An 18,236-nucleotide genomic window follows, 5' to 3' on the forward strand; every position below is an offset into this window, starting at 1 on the left:
TCTTTACTCGTTGTCAATCGTCAATTATGGCATAATGTGCACCTAATCACATTTTGACCACCTTATTGCTTATTAGGGTGGTTTTTCTATTTTGAGAGTAAATTGAGTGTTAAGTACAAACAACATCACAATGCAATTCGGCAGTAAGCCGTTATTTGAGAATATTTCCGTCAAGTTTGGCGGTGGCAATCGCTATGGTCTGATTGGCGCTAATGGTAGCGGCAAAACGACCTTTATGAAAATTCTAGGCGGCGATTTAGTGCCAACATCAGGCAATGTAGCCTTAGATCCGCATGAACGTTTAGGTAAATTACGCCAGGACCAATTTGCCTTTGAGCAGTATAGTGTCTTAGATACCGTTATCATGGGTCACAATGAGCTTTGGCAAGTCAAAGAGGAGCGCGATCGGATCTACGCACTGGCCGAAATGACGGAAGAGGATGGCTATAAAGTGGCCGATCTCGAAGTACAATATGCTGAAATGGATGGTTATAGTGCAGAATCGCGTGCCGGCGAATTACTCCTTGGCGTGGGTATTCCCATTGAGCAGCACTACGGTCCGATGAGTGAAATTGCACCAGGCTGGAAATTACGTGTGCTATTGGCTCAAGCCCTCTTCTCGAATCCGGATATTCTATTGCTCGATGAGCCCACCAATAACCTGGATATCGATACCATTCGTTGGTTAGAGCAAGTATTAAATGAACGTGAAAGTACCATGATCATTATTTCCCATGACCGTCATTTTTTAAACATGGTCTGTACCCATACCGCAGATATGGATTATGGTGAATTACGCATCTATCCAGGTAACTATGACGACTATATGACGGCCGCCACCCAAGCCAGAGAACGTTTATTAGCCGATAATGCCAAGAAAAAAGCACAAATCAGCGAACTACAATCGTTTGTTAGCCGCTTTAGTGCCAATGCGTCTAAATCGAAACAGGCAACCTCACGTGCAAGACAGATCGAAAAAATTCAGCTGGAAGAGGTCAAAGCCTCTAGCCGCCAGAATCCGTTTATTCGCTTCGATCAGAATAAGAAACTCTATCGAAATGCACTGGTCGTTCAGGATTTAGCCAAAGGCTTCGATAATGGTCCATTATTCACAAAACTCAATTTAATGATCGAAGTCGGCGAGAAAGTGGCGATTTTAGGGACCAATGGTATCGGTAAATCGACGCTACTCAAAACCTTGATGGGTGAAATAGCACCGGATCAAGGAGAGATTAAATGGTCTGAAAATGCCAATATTGGCTATTATGCGCAGGATCATGAGTATGAGTTCGAACAGGATTTAAATGTCTTTGACTGGATGAGTCAATGGAAACAGCCTAATGATGATGAACAAGCGGTACGCAGTATTCTTGGTCGTTTGCTGTTCTCACAAGATGATATTAAAAAGCGGGTTAAAGTGTTGTCAGGTGGTGAAAAAGGCCGTATGTTGTTTGGTAAGTTGATGATGCAGCGTCCCAATATCATCGTCATGGATGAACCGACCAACCATTTAGATATGGAGTCAATTGAGTCACTCAATATGGCGCTGGAGCTCTATGAAGGCACCCTCTTCTTTGTGTCGCATGACCGTGAATTTGTGAGTTCACTCGCAACGCGCGTCATTGAAATCATGCCGGAAAAAATCATCGATTATACGGGTAATTACGAAGAGTATTTGCGTAGCCGTGGTATCGATTAATCACTTCGTCCCCTAAATAATAACGGCGCAACTTAATTTGCGCCGTTTTTTCTCATCAGACTATCACCGACTCTTCACGATGACCGGCTAACCCCACTATCCCTCGTGGCGAGTCGTTTGTAGACGTGAACGATTCTGTCCACTGCGGCGCGAAGGAGCCGACTGACTACTACGGTTTTTATTGCCGGTATTGTGACCATTGCCATTGTTGCTTGACGAATGTGCCTGTGCCCAAGTGCTGTTACTATTTAGCGTTTTACTTACGGCCTGACCTCGTCCACAAGACGCATTGCCGCTGCGGGCAGGACGGCTGCTGGTTTTTTTAACTGGCGCGGCTTTCGGAGAGGCTTTGATAGCCGGATTGACGGCAAAACCTTCCGTCATCATCTCCGGAATCTCCATTTTCAGCAACTTCTCAATCGCTTTCAGCTGTGGCAGCTCGTCAACACACACTAACGATATCGCCTGCCCGGTATTCTGAGCTCGGCCAGTACGACCAATACGGTGTACATAATCTTCGGCCACTTGCGGCAGTTCATAGTTGACCACATGGGGTAGCAGTTCGATATCAATGCCGCGGGCCGCAATATCTGTCGCAACCAGTGCGGTAATTTGACCACTTTTGAAATCGGCTAACGCTTTGGTACGAGCGCCTTGGCTTTTATTGCCATGAATAGCCGCGGCTTTAATACCATCTTTGGTCAGCTGCTCGGCTAGATGGTTGGCACCATATTTGGTCCGAGTAAAAATCAACACTTGTTGCCATTGACCTTTACCAATCAAATACGAGAGTAGCTCGCGTTTACGTTGTTTATCCACCCGATGGACTAACTGAGCAATCTGTTCTGAAGCACTATTGGTTCTGGCCACAGCCACCGACTGCGGTAAAACTAAAATGGATTTAGCTAACGCTTTAATCTCATCGGAGAACGTGGCTGAAAACATCAAATTTTGGCGTTGCTTCGGCAGCTTAGTGATAATACGGCGGATATCATGAATAAAGCCCATATCTAACATTCGATCGGCTTCATCTAATACCAATGTTTTGACGGTAGATAAATCGACCGCATTTTTTTGCACTAAATCAAGTAGCCGGCCCGGGGTCGCAATCAGAATATCAACGCCACCACGGAGTTTCATCATCTGTGGATTGATACTGACGCCACCAAAAACCACTAACGAGCGAATCGATAAATAACGGCTATAATCACGAATGTTGTCACCAATTTGTGCCGCAAGTTCGCGGGTCGGCGCTAAAATTAAAGCATGCAGCTGACATTTGCCTTTTTTCGTCTCAGGCTTTTGAGCGGCTTGTTTCTTTATCTCGGTCAGTTGCTGTAAAATCGGCAAAGCAAATCCAGCGGTTTTGCCGGTGCCCGTTTGCGCACTCGCCATCAGATCGTGACCAGCTAATACCAGTGGTATCGCTTGTGCCTGAATCGGTGTTGGTGAAGTAATATTTTGTTCTTGAAGCGCTTTTAATATCTCAGCATTTAAGCTAAGAAAGTCAAATGACATGAAGGAGTCCTTGAATTAAAGTAAAAAGAGTCTATTCTCTGCGTAAATTATAAACCAATTCAGTCGGTTTCGCTGATTTTTTACCTCAATCTCACGCTATCACCCTGATTTGAATATGCTGATATTGACCATAACATCATGAAAAACAGCTATTTTTATCAGTAGGTGAATGGGAGTATGCGGATAGAATAAAGCGGATTAACACTCAACCTTGAGGAAATGAGGAGGCAAATGGTCAATCAATTATTCGCGCTATTTCACTTAATCTCATTGATTTAAAAATAGTATCACAATGTCTGGGGTTGAGTCTCAATCTAGCTATTTCCGCTTTCATTGATAAAGGCTGACCCACACACTTTATATAACAAAGCGGTTGGGTTTATGGCTGCATCAATACAGCCATAAATCCAACCACCGATAGTTGGTTTAAATAGTTATTAAGCCTGCTCAGTCGCCGTCCTCGGTAAGAAAACATTGATCACACTAGCAACGATTAAAATCACCACAGAAGGAATTAACCAACCTAAATTATCCGCAGATAAAGGTAATGATGAGATTAAATCGGGGATCGGTAAATCAGCGGCGCGTAAGCCATCAAAAATACCAAAAAACAGCGCTGATAACATCACCGGTACAAACACATAACTTGGCTGAGGCCAGCATTTCTTAAAGAAGCTCATCAGCACAAGCGCGATACAAGGCGGATAAATCGCCATCAAGATCGGGCCGGTAATCGCCAGTAAGTGAGTCAGACCTATATTTGAGACTAAGAATGACGCACCCGCAATCACTAATACCACTAATTTATAAGGAACAGAGAGTAAGTTAGAAAAGTAACTACCACACGCTGAGGTGATACCAATCGCCGTAACCAAACAAGCAATACCAATTAAAACGGCTAAAAAGACCGAACCATAGATGCCAAAGGTGTGGTTAACATAGGCTTGTAATAGACCCGCGCCATTTTCAACGCCATTTGAAATCAAATAACTATTACTACCGAGCTTAAACAAGCCGATATAAATAATCGATAAACCGACGCCAGAAATCAAACCGGCTGTAATCGCATAACGGGTAACCAATTTAGTATCGGTCACTCCACGCAGGCGAATAGCGTTAACGATGACTAAGGCAAACGCCAGTGAAGCTAGCGTATCGAGGGTCAAATACCCTTCCACAAAGCCTTGTGAGAACGCTGATCCGACATTCACAAAATCAGGTGAAGGTGCCATCAGAGCTCCCACTGGAAAGTAGAAAGCTGCAAAACATAATACTAATAGAGAGAGAATTTTAAGCGGTGCTAAGATACGACCGACCGAATCTAATAATTTTTGCGGATAAAACGAGATTGCAATCACCACCACAAAAAAGATCAAACTATAGACAAATAACATTTGGGATTTCAGCGTTCGCAGCCCCTCTTCGGTCGCGGCGTGTAAAAAAGGCATAATCCCCACATCAAAAGAGACCGCTGCCGTTCTTGGATTAGCAAACAATGGGCCAATCGAGAGATAACAGATAACGGCTAAGACAATACCGCCCCATTTACCGATTGGACTGGTTAAATTACCAATCAGGCCGCCTACTCTGGCCATCGCAACAATGGTGATCACCGGTAAGGTTACACCCGTAATCAAGAAACCGAGCGCCGAAATCCAAACATTATGACCGGCGTGCAAGCCAATAAACGGTGGTAAAATAATATTTCCTGCACCCACAAACAGTGCAAATGTCATAAATCCTAAAGCAAAAATATCTATTATCGTTAATTTTTTCATTCTAAAAAACACCAAAATTTATTTGTCCGTTACCTCAAATATAACGGCGGGAATCATCTAAAATCGACACAAAAGGAGGCTCAATATACCATTAATAAAAAAACTAATAAATATTTATATAATACTGGTCAAGCTTTACAGAATAAATTAGGATGAAAATCTCGCAACGCCGCGTAATAAATAAAAGAAAGCGCAAACAATCGGTAATGAAGAATTAAAAATAAGCAAGGAAATGGTTATGCAGCCTATCAAAAATAGTTATCATGTTGCCGTCCCCACTGCTTTTGACGCGGATGAGGGATTAAATTCAGCACAAACACTCAGTCATATTGCGTCTCTCTATGTACAGGGCATCCGGGCTGTGCTTATCTGCGGTTCAACCGGCGAACAACATAGCTTATCATTGCAGGAGAAATTGACCCTTATCGACGCAATCAATGCCGCTGCGCTACCCGATGATTTAGAGATCATCTTCGGTGTTGCCAGTATTCGCCTAAGTGAGGCCAAAATACTCGCCCAGCATGTCAATTGCAGTCAAAAAATCATCGCCAGCTTAATCGGCTTTCCGCCTTATATCAGACCTTCACAGCAAGAGGCATTGGTTTATAGCCATTCCCTCATCGAACAGCTGCGTGATAAAAATATCTTACTGTATAATAATCCGGCCCGCACCGGTTTTGATTTATCGATCAGTGCCACAGTCAAATTACTGCAGCACCCGCAGATCACCGGCATAAAAGAAGCCGGTGATATTACCAAGATACCAGCGTTACTGGCACAGATTAATCGACCAATCGATCTCTATTGTGGCGGCGAATTACACTTAGCTCAGCAAATCAAAGCCGGTTTTAATCGCTTGTCGTCAATCGCCGGTAATATCTATCCGGCTGAAATTGGTGACTATTTTGCCCGCTTACTCAGTCAGCAGATCACAGCACAAGAGATACAAGTAATCAAGTCTCTGCTAAGTACTGTCTATACCGAGAACACCTTACAAAATATCAAAACATTAATTGGTAAAAAAACAGACATTGATATGGGGATTTGCCGCGCCCCATTAGGTATGGCATAGCCCCTTTATCGTTATTTTTTCGCGGTGCGGTTACACTATTGCTCGGTAAGATTAAACTGAGGATAGATAACAACTAATCCATAGCATAGCCATCATAAAATATTGATACCAAGCGTGGCGACAATGAGCTATTGAGTACTGTGTCAGTCAAAGTTATCTCGCTAACCCTTATCGCTCGATATATCCGTATCGCTGATGTGTTTGATTGTGAAAAAATAGCAGTAACAGAGCATAGCGATTATGTTCAGATTAGTGAATAATAACCGATATATTAGGGATTTATCACTTAAATAACCGAGTCTTTATCTTCAAACTATAAGGATTATTCACAAATGGATGCGCTCTATCTCAATATTATGATCAAAATGGCCGCAGCGTTTTTTATTCTACTTATCTATATCAATCTATCCGGTAAAGGTGCCCTGGCGCCCATTTCAGCGCTCGATCAGGTCGGCAACGTGGTACTCGGTGCGATTATTGGCGGCCCGCTTTACAATCCATCTATCAGTCTCTACCTATTAGTGTGTACGGCCAGTGCCTGGGCTGGATTACTGCTGTTGGTTCGTTATCTGACCTTTAAACGTAGTCTGGTTAAAAATGTGGTTGATGGACGCTCAATTCAGCTGATGAAAAATGGTCAGGTATTGTCGCAAAATTTTGCGCAGGCTAAACTTGCGGTGCGTGATTTTATCATGTTATTACATCAGCGCGGCTATCATCATCTCGATGAACTCGATAATGTCTGGTTTGAATATAATGGTCAAATGACCGTGGTTAAAAAAGGCGACATCGCGATGGCCATTATTCTGATTGAAGGTGGCAGTATCGATAATGAAAACCTCACTATATTAGCCAAAACTGAAGCGTGGCTGATGGCGGAAATTCAGCAACAAGGCTTTGCGTTTGAAGAGGTTTTTTTAGCCGAATGGCATGATGAACGATTGTGGATATATCCGCAAAATAAGCCCCAGTAAACATGTTGCCGCCTGAAATACCGTCTTTAATGACTCGCTTAGCGTGTGCTGACCTTGGCTTAACAAGGCGGTACCAAACTAGTTATCACTGGTATATTATCATAATATTCAAGGTTTACCCCTCCAACATCAGCTATCAGATTAAGATTTTTTGCACCAGCAGTTCACCAATCAGACAAGTATACTATACAACAAAGCACAATATATTTTGATAACAAAATAGGTCGATGTTCATTCATGAATATTGCCAGTAAAATTTTTTGCTGATAACCAGCATCAACTTAAAAATAAGGCCAGAAAGGGAGTGTTTATGGGGGTTTTAGAGAATAAAATTGCTTTAGTGACTGGCGGAGGTTCAGGTATTGGCTTAGCTATCGCTAAGGCCTATACCAAAGAAGGCGCCAAAGTGATGATATCCGATATCGATACCAAAAGAGGCCTGGCAACGGTTCAGCAGCTCCTCTTAATGGGCGGAGAGGCGCACTTTATGAAAGCGGATATCGCACAGCCAGATGATGTTAAAGCGCTGATTAAACAAACCACCAAAATATATGGTCGCTTAGATATTGCCTGTAATAATGCCGGTATTGGTGGTGAACTCAATTTGACGGGGAATTATCGTATTGATCAGTGGCGCAAAGTACTGAGTATCAATCTTGATGGAGTTTTCTTCTGCTGTAAATATGAACTAGCCCAAATGATAAAAAATGGTGGCGGTACAATTATCAATATTGCCTCTATCCATGGCATGGTCGCCGCCCCCTTCTCTTCAGCTTATACCACCGCCAAACATGCGGTGATCGGATTAACCAAAAACATTGCGGTCGAATATGCTCAAAACAACATTCGTTGTAATGCTATCTGTCCAGCTTATATCGAAACGCCATTAATTGATACGCCGAGTCAGAATATCCGTAATAGCCTGATTGCCAAGCATCCGATGCGAAGGCTGGGTAAACCAGAAGAGGTGGCAGAGTTTTGTGTGTTTTTAAGTTCGGATAAAGCCTCTTTTATGACTGGCGGCGCTTATCTGATTGATGGCGGTTATACCGCAATATAAAACAGAAATTCCTATTTAGCAGCGCCAAAAGCTCAGATACGGCCAGTATGCTTGGTGTTAGCGAGAGTGTGACAATAACATCATCCACAAGCCTATTTGATGCTAAATATTAAAATGGCCTTACCACGACTCAAATCAATCAGTCATCGTAAGGCCATCCTGTTATTTCATCTGGCTTGAGATAGTCTTATGTTATCGCTTAATAAGACAGAAAATCATCCGCGTTTTAAGCTTGGCCAAATACCTTGGTTAAATGCGCTTGATAGTCACTTAAGATTTGTTCTAAATGCAGATCTTTAATCACATCATTCGCCATAAAACTTGGCAGTGCCGATAAGCCAATAAACTGTTGTGATTTATGGAAGGCAAAATAGACACCATCAACGCCACGTCCATCAAAGAAATTACCAAACTCGTTAAACGCTTCGAGCGGTGCATTCCAGGTCACAGACAACATATATTTACGGCCCTGTAATAAACCACCGCTGCCATACTGTTTGTTCGGATCGCTACGCGTACGGCCATCATCTTTATAGATTGAGCCGTAACCTTGCGTATAGACATCATCCATATATTTTTTCATCTGCCATGGCGTGCCCATCCACCAGCCAGCCATTTGATAGATAATCAGATCAGCCCAGAGAATTTTATCCACTTCCTGAGTATTATCATACCCTTGTTCGACATGCGTCTCTTTGATTTCATGACCGAGTTGTTGCAGTGTTTTCACCGCAGCTTTGTGTAGGGTGGTATTGAGTTTACCACCTGAATGAGCGAAGGTTTGCGAACCATTAATCAGTAATACTTTCATCACTACTCCTATTGAAAAATAATCTTGATGATTGCCGGAAAAGTTACACCCGAACACAATCTTAAACAGAACTTATTATTATTTTATAAAGCGTCTTTTTATAAAATGTATATCATTTTACGATGGGGATGACATTGATAAAAAACAAGATTACGGGATGATTTAATTTATCAGAAATAGCCAAATAGCAATTTAATCAGTTACTTAGCAAAACAAATAAAATGTTACGGCGTAACATTAAATAAATATGATGAGATAAGCCACGGACCGCAACCGGTAGTGGCTCATCATAGTAAAAACACTAATCAAGATTAGAAAGAGATTGTGGTGGATAAATAGTAGTATCGTCCTGGTTCATTATAAGTACTGGCACCTTTGGCTTGACGGTAGATCTGTTTATCCAGCAGATTGGCGATACCAGCACTGACCCGCCAATCTTTCATGATCGTATAATTTGCACCAATCGCAAACTGTGCATAGGAACCCACTTCTACATCATACAGCGTTTCGCCACGGCGCGTCCGATACTCCTTAGGCTTTTGGCGACCATATTGAGTCCAGTTGATAAAAGTACTCAGTGCATCACTCACTTTCCAATCCAAGGTTGAATTAATCGTATATTTAGGAATAATCGATAGTGGGTTACCAGTATTTTTATCCTTTGATTCGATCATATAAGTCATATTGGTTGACCAAGACAGGGCTGTCGTTAAAGGAATACGCAAGTTACCTTCTAAACCTTGAATGACGGCTTTGCCAGAGTTTTCCCACTGCGTGACATTATAGATATTCGAGCCGACCACAATCTCTTCCAATACCGTTTGACCGGCAATAATTTTATTTTTATAGTCATTTCTAAAATAGGTCAAACTGGTTTGCCACGAGGCATATTGGTACTCGATGCCAATCTCTTTATTCACACTAATTTCCGGGTCCAGATTACTATTTCCGACTAAATAGCATTGGCCTGTATTACTGGTGAGTGGACAACCATTACCCCGTGTAGCTAGAAGGTAGCCCTCATTGGACTGATATAAATTAGGCGCTTTAAAGGCTCTGGCAATCCCCGCTTTAAGCTGAAAATAATCACCTAGCTGTTGCGACAAATTTAAGCTAGGACTGAAATTGCTGCCAAATTCGCTATGATGATCAAAACGTAGACCAGGAATAATATTAGTCCCCACTACCGGTTCAATATTATCTTCTATATATAAACTGGTAGTATCGGCATCGGCTTTACCGCGATCTTGTTGGTTAGCTGTTAAACCTAATAGATCAGCCTGTGCCGCAGAGCCGGGATCATCTAGCGACTGTTTGCTCCACTCAACACCTAAGGTTAATGATTGGGTGAGCCAAGTCTCAATCGGCATAATTGTTTCACCATTAACATAAAAATTCTTCAGTCGGCTAGTATTAAATTCTAAATCACTGGCAATCGCCCCTTCTACTCTACCGGCTAAACCTTCTTTTAAACGAGTATTATTAGTTTTATCATATTGAAAGGTGAATTTAGCCTGACCAAAGTCCCAGTAACTATCATAGGTCAGGCCATAATTTTGTCGATACATACGATTGGTTTCGGCGCCTGATTTGGCTAAATAAACAATCGTATCATCGACTGGCGCAGTGCTATTTTGCGTATCGCCAGTATAAATATTGCCCTGACGGCTATAACCAGCATCGAAGGTCAAATACTGATTATCGGCAAGCGTCCAGATAAACGAGCCATTGATATCTCTATTTCGTACTCCTTCTCGGCCTGCCACATTGTCAGACGGATTAATGCCATACTTGTCCGCATCGGTTTTATTAACATTACCATATAAGCGAAAACTGAGCACCTCCTCAATCAGAGGGCCACTTAAACTAACATTCATCCGTTTAGTATCACCATATTGACTATGCTGAGGAACCGCACCATAGAGCGATAGCGAGCCATGCCATTGATTAGTGGGTTTTTTAGTAATAATGTTCACTACACCGCCCGCCGCACCCGAACCATAACGCGCTGCCGCCGGTCCTCTTAACAACTCAATGCGTTCGACTTGTTCAACCGGAACCCAGTTTGAATCGCCACGAGTATCGCGCTCACCTGACCAACCATATCGGACAGCATTACGTGAAGTTACCGGTTTACCATCAATTAAGATGAGGGTATTTTCTGGTCCCATGCCACGAATATCGATTTGGCGGTTATTACCGCGTGCACCGGAAGAGGAGTTACCGGTTAAATTCACCCCAGGTTGCTTACGAATAATATCGGCTAAATCATTGACAGGGGAACTGTTTTGGATATCTTCACTGGTAATAATAGAGGCACCTAATTGCTGTTTGAGCATATTTTCAGCTGAGGAAGCGGTAACAACAATGACATCCTTATCCTCTTTCTCTTCGGCATAAAGCGATATTGAATAGGTACTTAAAAACAGATACGAACAGAGGTAGGACAGTAAACGTTGTTGTGGTTTCAAACAGATAGCCATGTATCATCTCTCCTGACATAGCGAGGTTAAAATAAGAGCCTCTATATTATTGATAATGATAATCGTTATCAATAATATTTTCAGTTAAAATCAATAAATTTTTTTATCTGCTGCTGATCAATATAAGTTTGATGAATAAAAGAGCGCTATCTCATTGAAACTAAAGTCAATCGATTAAAGCTCATTATCGTATCGACCATACACAGTCAGATAATACCTTATATGGCACACCGCACACCATTAAACGTAAATCTCTCAAAATAAACAATCAAACAGCCATCATTAACGATAATACAGCGCTATCCGCTGCCCTTCTATCTCAGCCACGGTTAACGGGGTGTCAAAGATCGCGGTTAAGATATCAGCCTGCATAATATCTGCTGGCGTCCCCTGATAGCAGAGTGCACCATTTTTCATGGCGATGATCTGATCGGAATAAGCTGAGGCGAAATTGATATCATGAATCACCAAAATAATCGTTTTGCCCAGTTCATCTGCCGCGCGTCTAAGCTGTTTCATCATGGCAACTGCATGACGCATATCGAGATTATTGAGCGGTTCATCCAGCAGAACATAATCGGTATCTTGGCAAAGTACCATTGCCACATAGGCGCGCTGTCTCTGTCCGCCCGATAGCTCATCCAAAAAGCGCTGACGCAATGTAAGCAAGTTTAAAAAGGAAAGCGCTTCAGTGATTTTCTCATTATCGGCTTCCGTTAAGCGCCCTTGCGAATAAGGAAAGCGGCCAAAACCGACTAGCTCTTCAACCGTCAGCCGACTATTGAATTGATTTTCCTGACGCAAAATCGATAAATATTTGGCTAATATGGCACTCTTGGTGGAGACGACATCCAGCCCACTCACCATGACCTGCCCTGAATCAGCTAGCAGTAAACGACCAATAATCGACAATAAGGTCGATTTGCCGGCCCCATTAGGTCCAACGATCGAGGTAATGCCGCCTTGTTGGATGCGGGTCGAAATCTCATTTAAAATCAGTGTATCGTCATAATATTTGGTGATCTTATCAATAGTTATCATATTAAAACCTTTTGAGGACTAAATAGATAAAGAAAATCCCGCCAATAAACTCCAGCACCACCGATAATGAACCCGCCATATTCAGCCCATATTCGAGGATCAGCTGTCCCCCAATCAAGGCGATCACCGCCAGTAAAAAGGCTACCGGTAAACTATAGCGATGTTGATAACTGCCAGACAGCAGATAAGCCAGATTAGCAACCATCAACCCTAAAAAGGTCAAGGGACCGACTAACGCGGTGGAAATAGCGACTAAAATCGAGACAAACAGTAATGTACTGGTCACACTGCGCCGGTAATCGATACCCAGATTAATCGCTTGATTACGGCCTAAGGCTAGCACATCAAACAGATAGCGCTTTCGCCATAAAAGTATACCGATAATACTCACCACCACAGCAGAAAACCAAATCAGTTCCGGTGCTGCGCGGGTAAAGGTGGCAAACAGACGGCTTTGCAGTACTGAAAACTCATTCGGATCGAGCAGTCGCTGTAACAGATTAGCGGTACTACGAAATAGCGTGCCAAGCACGATACCAATCATCAATACCAAATTAAGATTAAAATGGACCGATGAGAACAGCCAGCGATACAGTAAAATCGAAAAAATCACTAATAAACAGGACTCACCAATAAATTTAAGCAGACTAAATAGCCAGTATGAAGTGGTGCCATGATAAAAAAACACGATCATCGTTTGTATCAGAATAAACAGTGCTTCAAAGCCCATGAGCGACGGTGTCAAGATACGATTATGGGTCACACTCTGAAATAGCACGGTTGAAATACTTGCCGCAAACGCGACGATTATCATCGTTAATAAAATATAGCTACGACGGACCAGAATATAGGATAAATTCGGTCCCAAATTGATAGTCATAAAAAGGATCATGACCATCAGTGTCAGAAGCAATAATAGACTTATGCGCCAGGTCGGTGACAGCGGCTTGGAACAAACGACCAATGCGCGTTTAATGTTTAGCATAACGAGATTGATTAATTAGTAAGCACAGAAAAATCATCGCGCCAAAAACACCCAGAATAGTGCTGGCTGGGATCTCAAACGGATAACGAATAATCCTGCCAATAATATCGCACAATAACACCAGTCCGCCCCCCACCAAGCAGACCCAAGGTAGTGTTTTACGAATGTTATCCCCCATCACCAAACTAACCAGATTGGGCACAATCAGTCCTAAAAACGGTAATGCACCAACGACCACAATCACAATACCACTGATGATAGCAATCACCGATAAGCCCAGCAACATTACCTGACGATAATTTAATCCGACATTAATGGCAAACTCACGACCTAAGCCTGCGACAGTAAAACGGTCAGCTACCCAACAGGCAAATAAAGTCAGTCCACCAACTAACCATAAGAGCTCATAGCGGCCCTGTATGACGCCAGAAAAATCGCCACCATTGATCCAGGCACCGAGTGATTGTAGCAGGTCATAATACATCGCGGCAAAAACAGTGATAGCACTAATCACGCCGCCTAACATGATGCCCACTAAGGGAACCATTAATGCTGATTTTAGAACTATTTTGCGCAAAATTAGCATAAATAGTAGCGTACCGGCCATGGCAAAAAGACTGGCAATCAGCATTTTGACTATCATAGGTGCGGAAGGTGCTAGTACCATCACAACCAATAAGCCGAGGCTGGCTGATTGTGTAGTACCGGCAATTGAGGGCTCGACAAAGCGATTTTGGGTTAACAGCTGCATAATTAGTCCTGCCACACTCATTGCACTGCCAGCTAGTAATAATGCCAGTGTGCGAGGTACCCGGCTTATCAGTAAAATATCCCGCATCTCTTCATCTGACCATAAAGTAGCCAGCGAAAGATGGCTGATACCGGTAAACAGACTAATCGTCGATAGTACGATAAGGATACCAATACCGAGATACAGATAAGCTGATCGCATACCGCTACTGTTGTCCGAGTACTTGGTTGATTTGGTCTAACAGCTGATTATAGGTCTGTAGACCACCAGCAATATAGAGCGCAGAGGAGTCTAAATAGACAATCTTATTATCCTGCCACACCTTGGTTTTATGGATTAATGGATTATCTAACACCTGTTTTGCCGATAATGCCTGATTATTACCAATCGCACTATCGCGATCTAATACAAACAGCCAGTCAGGATTGACATTCAACAAAAACTCAGCATTGACAATATTGCCATGTGTACCACTCTCAGCCAGTTTAGTTGCAGGCTTGAAACCCAACTCATCATAAATAAAGCCAAAACGCGATCCTGGACCATAAGCTGACATTTTACCACCATTAATCAAGATAATCAGTGCAGTCCCCTGATCACTGGCGCGCGCTTTGACTGCCGCTATTTTTTGTTTAAACTGAGTAATCTGTTTTTCCGCCTCAGCCTGTTTATCAAATATTTCACCCAATTGTTCAGTACGTAAGGTTAAACTATCAATAAAATCATGATTATCAACAGCTAATGAAATAGTTGGCGCAATTTCACTTAACTTGTCATACGCATCATTGGCACGGCCACCTGCAATAATTAAATCCGGCTTTAAGTTGCTTAACGCTTCATAATTAGGTTCAAATAGGCCACCTACGTTGACATAATCAGACTCGGCATATTTTTGAAGAAAAGCCGGAAAATGTACGCTGGTTTGTGGTACCGCCGCAATCTTAATTCCTAAAGCATCCATCGTATCGAGGGTGGCAGGATTAAATACCACCACTTTCTGTGGATTGATTGGCACTGATGTTGTGCCTTGCACATGTGCAATGGTGATCATTTGAGGCGAGGCTTCAGTCGCGGATAGCTTTTGTTTATCACAGCCAAATAAGGTAAACGCTAAGCTGAGAGACAAGACGGTAACGGCAGCTTTTTTAAGCATAGTTGGATCTCCATGTCAGTGAAAAAGAATCATTCTCATTATCAATTAAATGGGGACTATAACAAAAAACAGCACGAAGCAAAACTGTCTTCCTCATAATTTTACCTTGACTGACGAATAAATAAGCACTTTCACTACTTTAGTGCGTCCTATTTATTCGTGGTCTAGCATCAATTTTTCAGACTAAAACTGATTTGAATAATTTTACAACCAATAATTTTTATATTAGCATCCTGTGTTCGCCCATCTCAATTAAACGGTTAATAATGATGGTTTTCATCCAACTAAGGTACTCACTAAGTTACGTTATCATGATTAAATATTAGTGACAATGTCACAAAAATACATTAAAAATTGTGTTTATTTGCCCTTTATGAGACTAAGTCATTGTCAGTTGTAGTGAGAGGAAAAATAGTAAGAAATTTAGAAGAAAGCGATGAAAATTCAGCAATTAAACCAAAAAAGCCACTGTTGATCAGTGGCTGAGACTAACCGAATCGCTTATTTAGTGGCGGGGGCATGCTCGGCAAGCCATTGATTCATCCAGACAATCTCTCCTTCTTGCGCTTTAATGACTTGCTCAGCAAGTTGACGCACCGCTGGATCTTTGCCATATTGAATCACGATCTTAGCCATATCAATGGCACCTTGATGATGCGGAATCATACCTTTAATAAAGGCAACATCTGGATCCGAATTCATCACGCCCTGCATCATCGGGGTATGCATTGCATCCATGGCACGCATGTAAGCTTTTTCAGCTTCGGTTGGTGCTTGTGATTGTGAATGTGATTGGGCGTGTGATTGCGCCGCAGATTGCGGCTGAGCCATTACGCCCACCGGTAAAGCCAGCACCAGCAATAACGGTAGCAGTGTTATCTTTTTCATTCATTTCTCCTATAACTCATTATTTTATGTCACGTTTATCTATTTTTTATCGTAAGCGTTGGTGACGATCACTACCTAAAATATACTAATCGATTATCAAGCAAAGTAAAGCACTAAATTGTGCTGCTAGTTTGAGCATTTACCACCATTAATAAGTCTACAGCTAAGCCGTAATTGACTAAAAACGACCCGAATAGCCTAAACTATCAGGTCGTTGATAGAATGAATTATGTGATCATCAAAAGCGCATCTTGAAGACGAATCAATGCAACGCGTTGTATATCACTTTCCTAAAATCCTGCCATGGACAGAAGCCATTGGTATCAATATCACAGCCTTTAAAAGATAACGTGACACGCTGCGGCGGAGTTTTTAATGATAATGGCGACAAGTTACGTAACTGCTCAGTCGATTGATAGACATACTCCACTTTCAACAAGTCACGATCGTGTTTTTTATCATACCAGCGCTGAAAAACAACTTCGCCACCAATCGGCGTTTTCTCATACTGTCCAGGTAACTGATACTCATTCACCCCGAGCGCAGTAATCACCGGACCCACCGTGGTATCATGGCCGGAAAGCAGCGTTACTTTCGGTTGCGCTTGGGTCATTTTCGCCGGCATCAAGGTATCCAGACGTTTTAACATCGGCTGAATAATATTTTTAACGATAGCCGGTTGTAAGAAAGTGGCATCGATATAGGCATTGCGAATCTTCGCTATCGATTGCCAGTCTGCGGCTGATTTGATATTACCCCAAGCCACCTGATGACTTGGAAAACCTTCATAATCTTGTAACATAAAGGCATCAACGATTAAAAATCCGATGCGAATACCGCCGTTGACAAGGGGTTCTTGATCAGGCGTTAAGTCTGGCACATTCGGCACTTGACTTAAATCGCACTGTTTCTGAACTTTACAGGCTACTGAGTTTTTATAATCGATGATCTGTTCTAATTTAGCATAAGAAGCACCGAGATCTTGTTTAGCAATATAATCATGGATCTCTTTGGTCACTTTCGCCTGAAATGCCGGACTATTCTCTTTCACGGCCGGATAAAATATCGGATCACGACTCGCCAGATCACTGAAGTGATTGATTTTGATATTATCACACCCCGGAAAAGCGCCGGCGGTAAAAAACTGCGCCGTAGCAATAGTTCTCAAGATAACATTGGTATAGACGTGATAATCAGCCTCTGTAGGACAGGTATTTTTAGGCAGCAGGTTGTTTTGCACTACCCACTGATTAAAATAACCGCCCATAAAGACTTCCAGTGCGCCCCCTTTGGTGGTTAAAATACCACCATCAGTATCCCAAGCTTGCCACTGATATGGTGTGGCATCAATCAGCTGCTGAGCCCCTGCCACTAACGGTGCGCGTAGACCATGACGCGTCAAAACTACCACCTGTTTTAGCGCATAATCACTGCTCGGCTCCGCCGGCTTTTGCGCATAGGCAACATCAATCATCGCGGATATGATACCGGTCAATAACAGGGCTTTTTTAATTAACTTCATTGTTTTTCCTTTTCCTTGTGAATAAAACGGTGCTGATCTGAGCATGATCTCATAGTAATAATTGTGCTGTTTTTTTGCACGTTAACGGATTGAAATACGTGAGCAAGATCAAGATATGCAGCTGATGCACGCTTAATCATTTGATCTGCATCACAAAATAGCCCTATTTCATGTAGTCATATCGACTATCCCTAGCTGATAAATAAGATATAGCTGCGCCTATATTCCTCACTCACTCAATAAAATATCCTAACTAATCCTATTGTTTCTCAGTACTGAAAAGCGCGTGATAAATTCGATAAAGTTGATCCGAAAGCCTTGATTGGCAGCTATTTGAACGGCATAGTGCTAACATGAATAGTCGCTAAATTAAGATAAGAAATGTTCAAAGCTCACACTATTTTGCCAACCAAGCGAAAATAATCTGTGTTATACTCTATTATCTATTCACTGATATTCACGTAGAACCATGCAAAAAACTCAGTGTTATGTACCTTACAT

At 42.3% G+C, this 18,236-nt stretch carries 14 protein-coding genes; 4 read left to right on the forward strand and 10 right to left on the reverse strand.

Features of this window, described 5'->3' with window-relative positions:
- The first annotated feature begins 106 nt into the window (after positions 1-106).
- Positions 107-1,699: an ABC-F family ATPase gene (locus tag RHO15_07240; protein ID WVD63272.1), complete on the forward strand. Its 1,593-nt coding sequence runs from the start codon at positions 107-109 to the stop codon at positions 1,697-1,699.
- A gap of 96 nt (positions 1,700-1,795) precedes the next feature.
- Here the strand turns inward: RHO15_07240 and RHO15_07245 are convergent, their stop codons facing one another.
- Complete coding sequence (locus tag RHO15_07245; GenBank protein WVD63273.1) at positions 1,796-3,217, reverse strand: DEAD/DEAH box helicase; 1,422 nt, start codon at positions 3,215-3,217, stop codon at positions 1,796-1,798.
- Between the two features lie 437 nt (positions 3,218-3,654).
- The gene (gene brnQ, locus RHO15_07250; protein ID WVD63274.1) at positions 3,655-4,995 is read right to left on the reverse strand and encodes a branched-chain amino acid transport system II carrier protein; all 1,341 of its coding nucleotides are present in this window, start codon (positions 4,993-4,995) and stop codon (positions 3,655-3,657) included.
- 238 nt (positions 4,996-5,233) lie between these two features.
- Here brnQ and RHO15_07255 point away from each other — a divergent pair, with 238 nt between their 5' ends.
- From RHO15_07255 to RHO15_07265, 3 genes are all read left to right on the forward strand, one after another.
- On the forward strand, positions 5,234-6,067 hold the full coding sequence (locus RHO15_07255; protein ID WVD63275.1) for a dihydrodipicolinate synthase family protein: 834 nt from the start codon (positions 5,234-5,236) through the stop codon (positions 6,065-6,067).
- 332 nt (positions 6,068-6,399) lie between these two features.
- Entirely contained in the window at positions 6,400-7,041 is a 642-nt protein-coding gene (locus RHO15_07260) for a DUF421 domain-containing protein (protein ID WVD63276.1), read from the forward strand.
- A gap of 310 nt (positions 7,042-7,351) precedes the next feature.
- Positions 7,352-8,101, forward strand: coding sequence for a glucose 1-dehydrogenase (locus RHO15_07265; protein WVD63277.1), 750 nt, complete (start codon positions 7,352-7,354; stop codon positions 8,099-8,101).
- A gap of 226 nt (positions 8,102-8,327) precedes the next feature.
- Here RHO15_07265 and RHO15_07270 read toward each other — a convergent pair whose 3' ends face one another.
- The 8 genes from RHO15_07270 to agp form a co-directional block, all read right to left on the reverse strand.
- Positions 8,328-8,915 (reverse strand): NAD(P)H-dependent oxidoreductase, encoded by a 588-nt coding sequence (locus RHO15_07270; protein ID WVD63278.1) that lies wholly within the window; start codon positions 8,913-8,915, stop codon positions 8,328-8,330.
- Positions 8,916-9,223: 308 nt separating this feature from the next.
- Positions 9,224-11,395, reverse strand: a complete 2,172-nt coding sequence (locus RHO15_07275; GenBank protein WVD63279.1) for a FepA family TonB-dependent siderophore receptor — start codon at positions 11,393-11,395, stop codon at positions 9,224-9,226.
- Positions 11,396-11,677: 282 nt separating this feature from the next.
- Entirely contained in the window at positions 11,678-12,436 is a 759-nt protein-coding gene (locus RHO15_07280; GenBank protein WVD63280.1) for an ABC transporter ATP-binding protein, read from the reverse strand.
- 1 nt (position 12,437) lies between these two features.
- Positions 12,438-13,316, reverse strand: coding sequence for an iron chelate uptake ABC transporter family permease subunit (locus RHO15_07285; GenBank protein WVD63281.1), 879 nt, complete (start codon positions 13,314-13,316; stop codon positions 12,438-12,440).
- 91 nt (positions 13,317-13,407) lie between these two features.
- On the reverse strand, positions 13,408-14,373 hold the full coding sequence (locus RHO15_07290) for an iron chelate uptake ABC transporter family permease subunit (protein WVD63282.1): 966 nt from the start codon (positions 14,371-14,373) through the stop codon (positions 13,408-13,410).
- 4 nt (positions 14,374-14,377) lie between these two features.
- Positions 14,378-15,325, reverse strand: a complete 948-nt coding sequence (locus RHO15_07295; protein WVD63283.1) for a siderophore ABC transporter substrate-binding protein — start codon at positions 15,323-15,325, stop codon at positions 14,378-14,380.
- A gap of 501 nt (positions 15,326-15,826) precedes the next feature.
- Entirely contained in the window at positions 15,827-16,213 is a 387-nt protein-coding gene (locus tag RHO15_07300; protein ID WVD63284.1) for a DUF305 domain-containing protein, read from the reverse strand.
- A gap of 262 nt (positions 16,214-16,475) precedes the next feature.
- The gene (agp, locus tag RHO15_07305; protein ID WVD63285.1) at positions 16,476-17,735 is read right to left on the reverse strand and encodes a bifunctional glucose-1-phosphatase/inositol phosphatase; all 1,260 of its coding nucleotides are present in this window, start codon (positions 17,733-17,735) and stop codon (positions 16,476-16,478) included.
- Positions 17,736-18,236 lie beyond the last annotated feature (501 nt).

This window comes from Orbaceae bacterium lpD01 (genome assembly GCA_036251705.1).
Taxonomy (GTDB): domain Bacteria; phylum Pseudomonadota; class Gammaproteobacteria; order Enterobacterales; family Orbaceae; genus Utexia; species Utexia brackfieldae.

Coding starts and splice junctions, on each gene's coding strand:
- RHO15_07245 (WVD63273.1), bottom strand. CDS start 3,217: ATGTCATTTGACTTTCTTAGCTTAAATGCTGAGATATTAAAAGCGCTT.
- brnQ (WVD63274.1), bottom strand. CDS start 4,995: ATGAAAAAATTAACGATAATAGATATTTTTGCTTTAGGATTTATGACA.
- RHO15_07255 (WVD63275.1), top strand. CDS start 5,234: ATGCAGCCTATCAAAAATAGTTATCATGTTGCCGTCCCCACTGCTTTT.
- RHO15_07260 (WVD63276.1), top strand. CDS start 6,400: ATGGATGCGCTCTATCTCAATATTATGATCAAAATGGCCGCAGCGTTT.
- RHO15_07265 (WVD63277.1), top strand. CDS start 7,352: ATGGGGGTTTTAGAGAATAAAATTGCTTTAGTGACTGGCGGAGGTTCA.
- RHO15_07275 (WVD63279.1), bottom strand. CDS start 11,395: ATGGCTATCTGTTTGAAACCACAACAACGTTTACTGTCCTACCTCTGT.
- RHO15_07280 (WVD63280.1), bottom strand. CDS start 12,436: ATGATAACTATTGATAAGATCACCAAATATTATGACGATACACTGATT.
- RHO15_07285 (WVD63281.1), bottom strand. CDS start 13,316: ATGACTATCAATTTGGGACCGAATTTATCCTATATTCTGGTCCGTCGT.
- RHO15_07290 (WVD63282.1), bottom strand. CDS start 14,373: ATGCGATCAGCTTATCTGTATCTCGGTATTGGTATCCTTATCGTACTA.
- RHO15_07295 (WVD63283.1), bottom strand. CDS start 15,325: ATGCTTAAAAAAGCTGCCGTTACCGTCTTGTCTCTCAGCTTAGCGTTT.
- RHO15_07300 (WVD63284.1), bottom strand. CDS start 16,213: ATGAAAAAGATAACACTGCTACCGTTATTGCTGGTGCTGGCTTTACCG.
- agp (WVD63285.1), bottom strand. CDS start 17,735: ATGAAGTTAATTAAAAAAGCCCTGTTATTGACCGGTATCATATCCGCG.